Origin of the sequence: Nocardia sp. NPDC004604 (assembly GCF_040609795.1) — a bacterium.
Taxonomy (GTDB): domain Bacteria; phylum Actinomycetota; class Actinomycetes; order Mycobacteriales; family Mycobacteriaceae; genus Nocardia.
Map to the genome: position 1 here is coordinate 1 of NZ_JBEXLC010000271.1, position 5,200 is coordinate 5,200.

General features: G+C 65.9%; 3 protein-coding genes. 1 reads left to right on the forward strand and 2 read right to left on the reverse strand.

The features are described from left to right. A partial coding sequence (locus tag ABZW16_RS42890; protein ID WP_354961909.1) for a hypothetical protein occupies nt 1-392 on the reverse strand: 392 nt, incomplete at its 3' end. A 10-nt stretch (nt 393-402) separates the two neighbouring features. Next, the gene (locus ABZW16_RS42895) at nt 403-1,815 is read right to left on the reverse strand and encodes a wax ester/triacylglycerol synthase family O-acyltransferase (protein ID WP_354961907.1); all 1,413 of its coding nucleotides are present in this window, start codon (nt 1,813-1,815) and stop codon (nt 403-405) included. A gap of 662 nt (nt 1,816-2,477) precedes the next feature. Between ABZW16_RS42895 and secA the strand changes: the two genes are divergently transcribed. Then, nucleotides 2,478-5,200, forward strand: a 2,723-nt coding sequence (gene secA, locus ABZW16_RS42900) for a preprotein translocase subunit SecA (protein WP_354961908.1), incomplete at its 3' end; no start/stop codon positions are given.

Sequence of the window (5,200 nt, forward strand, 5' to 3'; positions counted from 1 at the left end):
ACCGACGCGATCCGGTCATAGCCGATCGGTCCGGCCAGCCGGACCACCGCGTCGTCGAGGTCGGGGCGCAGCTTCGCACCCGTCACATCGGCGGCGATGACCGCGCGCCGGTAGACCGGACTGTGGTAGGTGACGGGACCGTCGGCGTCCTCGGCATCGCCATCGTCGACGCTGTCCCCGGCCGCCTCCTCGCGCTCGGCGGCCAGTAGCCGCAGCGAGGCCCGCGCGGCCTCGGCCATCGCGACCTCGGCCAACTCGTCGTCGTCACCGGAGGCGTAGGCCTCGCGCAGGGTCGGGGTGACCGCGAAAGCGGTGCCGCCGACCGCGCGCAGTTCCCGGTTCGCGACGAGCTCACGCAGCATCGGGACGGTGGCGGGTATGTAGACCCGCAGAGTGTTCTGATCAGACGCAGGCACCGAGCATCTCCTCCATGGACTCGTGCACCGACGCGGCCAGCACGCCGATATCGGCCATCGCGTCGCGGTCGGCGTTGAGTCCGTAGAAGACGCGTCCGTCATAGGACGTGATCCCGATGCTCGAGGCCTGGTTGCGCAGCAGCGGCGACACCGGATACATCTCCAGCATCCGCGCGCCGCCGATATACATCGGGGTCTGCGGACCCGGTGCGTTGGTGATCACCAGATTGAACGTGTGCTCTGCGAACGTACTCGCCGCCCGCACACTCATCGCATGCAGGCTGGCCGGAGCGAATCCGGCCAGGTGCACCAGGGTGCGTGCCCGAACCCCGCGCCGATGTTTGCTATTGGCCTCGGTGGCATGGGAGATGTGCGAGAGCCGCATCACCGGATTCGGTTCGCCCACCGGTAGATCGATCAGGAACGAGGACACCTCGCTGACCGGTTTCAGCTGGTCGTCGATGCCCTCGACGTAAACCGACATCGGCACCACCGCGCGCAGCACGGCCGATTCGGTGAGCGCCTCACCCCGCGAGAGCAGCCAGTTGCGCAGGGCGCCGGTGACGACGGCCAGGATCGCGTCGTTGATCGAGCAGTTGAAGCGCTTGCGGATCTTGCGGTAGTCCTCCAGATCCGTGCGCACCACATCGAAGCGGCGATTGCGCGAGGTCTTGGCGTTCAACGGGCTGTCCGGTGCGCCGATGGCCGCCGCGCGGACCGCCGAGACCACCGAGTCCACCGCCTTGCCTGCGGCCTCGACCACCGAGAATGCATGGGCGCTTGCGTCGCGGGCGACCTCGAGCACCTCGCGCGGCTGCCCGGCCAGGTGGGTGAGAGCACCGACCAGCAGTTCCGCCTCATTGGGCTCGCGCGGCGCGACCCACGAGTCGTCGGCGATGCCGCGCGGGGAGGGGCTGTTATCGAGGATCACGTGCCCGATCTCGAGCGCGGTATCCCCGTCGACCAGCGCCGAATGGGTCTTGGTGAAGATCGCGGACCGGCCCTCGGTGAGTCCCTCGATCAGATACATCTCCCACAGCGGGCGGCTCTGATCCAGCGGACGCGACGCCAGCCGAGCCACCAGATCGTGCAGCTGACCGTCGGTGCCCGGAGCGGGGAGCGCGGAGCGGCGGATGTGATAGGTGATATCGAAATGGCTGTCCTCGACCCAGACCGGACGGCCGAGTGCGAAGGGGATCTCGCGCACCTTCCTGCGGTAGCGGGGGACCAGGGAGAGCCTGCTCTCCACCAGGTCGACCAGCCGGTCGTAGTCCAGTGCCGGTTCCCCCTGCGCGGAGTCGCTGCCTCGGACGATCGCGAGAGAGCCGATGTGGATCGGATTGCTACTCGACTCGAGCCGATAGAACGACGCGTCCTGCGGCGTCAATCTCGTGATCACGCTGCCCGGTGCTCCTTCCGATGTGGCTCCCACCCGAGCCGTCTGCATCGCTATTGTGGTCGCCCACAACGGTCCGTCCTGCCTCCTGTGGCATATCCAGCGATATCCGCGCACTCCTTTACCCGAACCCGAGATCCGTGGGAGGGTTCATCGGTTCGGTTCCGGGGTACTCGATTCGACCACAGCGAGCGGGGGTACCGCGCGGGACATGCCCAAGAGCCGCGCTGCCCCTATGTCATCGCATGCCGTCCGACCTCAGTAGATGGGGTCGATGCGGTCGGCACCACGGACGACTTACATCGTATGACACCGACAGTGAAACAGGTTCGACTCCAATCCGATCGACCGAAGTTCGCATCGGTCCGCGCTATCGGACGCCGCGAGCCGCCATTTCTCGCCTGCTCGCGCGCGCGACGGACAGGTACGGTGAGAAGAAACGGCTGCCGCCTCCGGTGGTAGCGGCGGGTGCGGCGCCGGGGCGCTGGTTACCGGCTGGCTCTCTCGAGCGACCTGCAAGCAGTCGCTACGGAACTAGCATGGTGGCCGCATTACCATGAACGGTGCAGCGGATTCCGCCATGCTCGGCGGGGGCCCTGAGCACACTGCCCGACCCGGGTGACGGCCGAACATTTGACACACCGACCAGAGGACTGACGAGACCCGTGCCTGCGCTGACACTGACGAGGTTGCTACGGATTGGTGAGGGACGCACGGTCAAGCGGCTCGCCCACCTCGCGGACGAGGTCCTCGCGCTCGGGCCCGAGATCGAGGTGCTCACCGACCACGAGCTGCGTGCCAAGACCGATGAGTTCAAGGAGCGCTACGCGGACGGCGAATCGCTGGACGATCTGCTCCTCGAGGCATTCGCGGTGGCCCGTGAGGCGTCTTGGCGCGTGCTGAACCAGAAGCACTACAAGGTGCAGATCATGGGTGGCGCGGCGCTGCACCTCGGCAATATCTCCGAGATGAAGACCGGTGAGGGTAAGACCCTGACCTGCGTGCTGCCCGCCTATCTCAACGCCATCTCCGGCGACGGCGTGCACGTGGTCACGGTCAACGATTACCTGGCCAAGCGCGACGCGGAGTGGATGGGCCGTGTGCATCGCTTCCTCGGACTCAGTGTCGGCGTGATCCTGTCGGGGATGACCCCGGCCGAGCGTCGCGACTCCTACAACTCCGACATCACCTACGGCACGAACAACGAATTCGGCTTCGACTACCTGCGCGACAATATGACCCACTCGCTCGAGGATCTGGTCCAGCGCGGGCACAACTTCGCCGTGGTCGACGAGGTCGACTCCATTCTCATCGACGAGGCCCGCACCCCGCTGATCATTTCGGGTCCGGCCGATGCCTCCTCGAAGTGGTACGCCGAATTCGCGCGCATCGCACCGCTGCTGAAGAAGGACCTGCACTACGAGGTCGATATCAAGAAGCGCACCATCGGCGTGCACGAGGCGGGCGTGGAGTACGTCGAGGATCAGCTCGGCATCGACAACCTCTATGAGGCCGCCAACTCGCCGCTGGTCAGCTATCTGAACAATGCCGTCAAGGCCAAGGAGCTCTACAACCGGGACAAGGACTACATCGTCCGCGACGGCGAGGTCATCATCGTCGACGAGTTCACCGGCCGCATCCTGGTCGGGCGCCGCTACAACGAGGGCATGCACCAGGCGATCGAGGCCAAGGAAGGCGTCGAGATCCAGCCGGAGAACCAGACCCTCGCCACGATCACGCTGCAGAACTACTTCCGCCTCTACGACAAGCTCTCCGGTATGACCGGTACCGCCGAGACCGAGGCCGCCGAGCTGCACCAGATCTACAGCCTCGGCGTCGTGCCGATCCCGACCAATAGGCCGATGGTCCGCGCGGACCAGTCCGACCTGATCTACAAGACCGAAGAGGCCAAGTTCTCGGCGGTGGTCGACGATGTCGTCGAACGGCACGAAAAGGGTCAGCCGGTGCTGATCGGTACCACCAGCGTCGAGCGCTCGGAGTACCTGTCCAAGCAGTTCACCAAGCGCGGTATCGCGCACAACGTGCTCAACGCGAAATTCCACGAGAAGGAAGCCGAGATCATCGCCGAGGCGGGCCGACCGGGTGCGGTCACCGTGGCGACGAATATGGCCGGTCGTGGTACCGACGTCGTGCTCGGCGGCAACCCGGACATCATCACCGACATCATCCTGCGCAAGGAGGGGCTGGATCCGGTGGAGACGCCGGAGGAGTACCAGGCCGCCTGGCTGCCGACGCTGGAGCGGGTCAAGGAGCAGACCGCTGAGGACGCCGACGCGGTGCGCGACGCCGGTGGCCTGTATGTGCTGGGCACCGAGCGGCACGAGTCGCGGCGCATCGACAACCAGCTGCGCGGTCGTTCCGGTCGTCAGGGTGACCCGGGTGAGTCCCGGTTCTACCTGTCGCTGGGTGACGAGCTGATGCGGCGCTTCAATGGCGCCGCGCTGGAAGCCATCATGACCCGGCTGAATCTGCCCGATGACGTGCCGATCGAGGCGAAGATGGTCTCCAAGGCCATCAAGAGTGCGCAGACCCAGGTCGAGCAGCAGAACTTCGAGATCCGCAAGAACGTGCTCAAGTACGACGAGGTGATGAACCAGCAGCGCACCGTCATCTACGGCGAGCGCAACCGGATCCTGCGCGGTGAGGATATGGAGGGCCAGGTGCAGGAGATGATCACCGATGTGATCACCGCCTACGCCGACGGCGCCACCGCCGAGGGCTACGTCGAGGACTGGGATCTGGACAAGCTGTGGACGGCGCTGAAGACGCTGTATCCGGTGAGCCTGGATTACCGGGATCTGACCGGCGAGACCGGCGTGGGCGAGGCGGGCGACCTGACCAAGGACGAACTGGTCGAGTCGCTGCTCGACGATGCGCACGACGCGTACGACAAGCGCGAACAGCAGATCGACGGCCTGGCGGGCGATGGTTCGATGCGCAATCTCGAACGCCAGGTGCTGCTTTCGGTGCTGGACCGCAAGTGGCGCGAGCACCTCTACGAGATGGATTACCTCAAGGAGGGCATCGGCCTGCGTGCCATGGCGCAGCGCGATCCGCTGGTCGAGTACCAGCGCGAGGGCTTCGACATGTTCGCCGCGATGCTCGATGGCTTGAAGGAGGAGTCGGTCGGCTTCCTGTTCAACCTGCAGGTCGAGGTGCAGCAGCCGCAGCCGGAGGGCGTTTCGGTCGACCAGGGCCTGCGTTCTCCGGTCGGCGCGATGTCCGCGCCGCGTCCGCTGCCCACCCAGGAAGCCGCTCCCATGGCCAACGGGGCGCTGAGCATCGGCGCCTATGTCTGCCAGGGCGTCGCGGCGAATGCCTCCGACCAGGATCTGATGACCTTCGTCTCCGCGATGGCCGGGTCGGA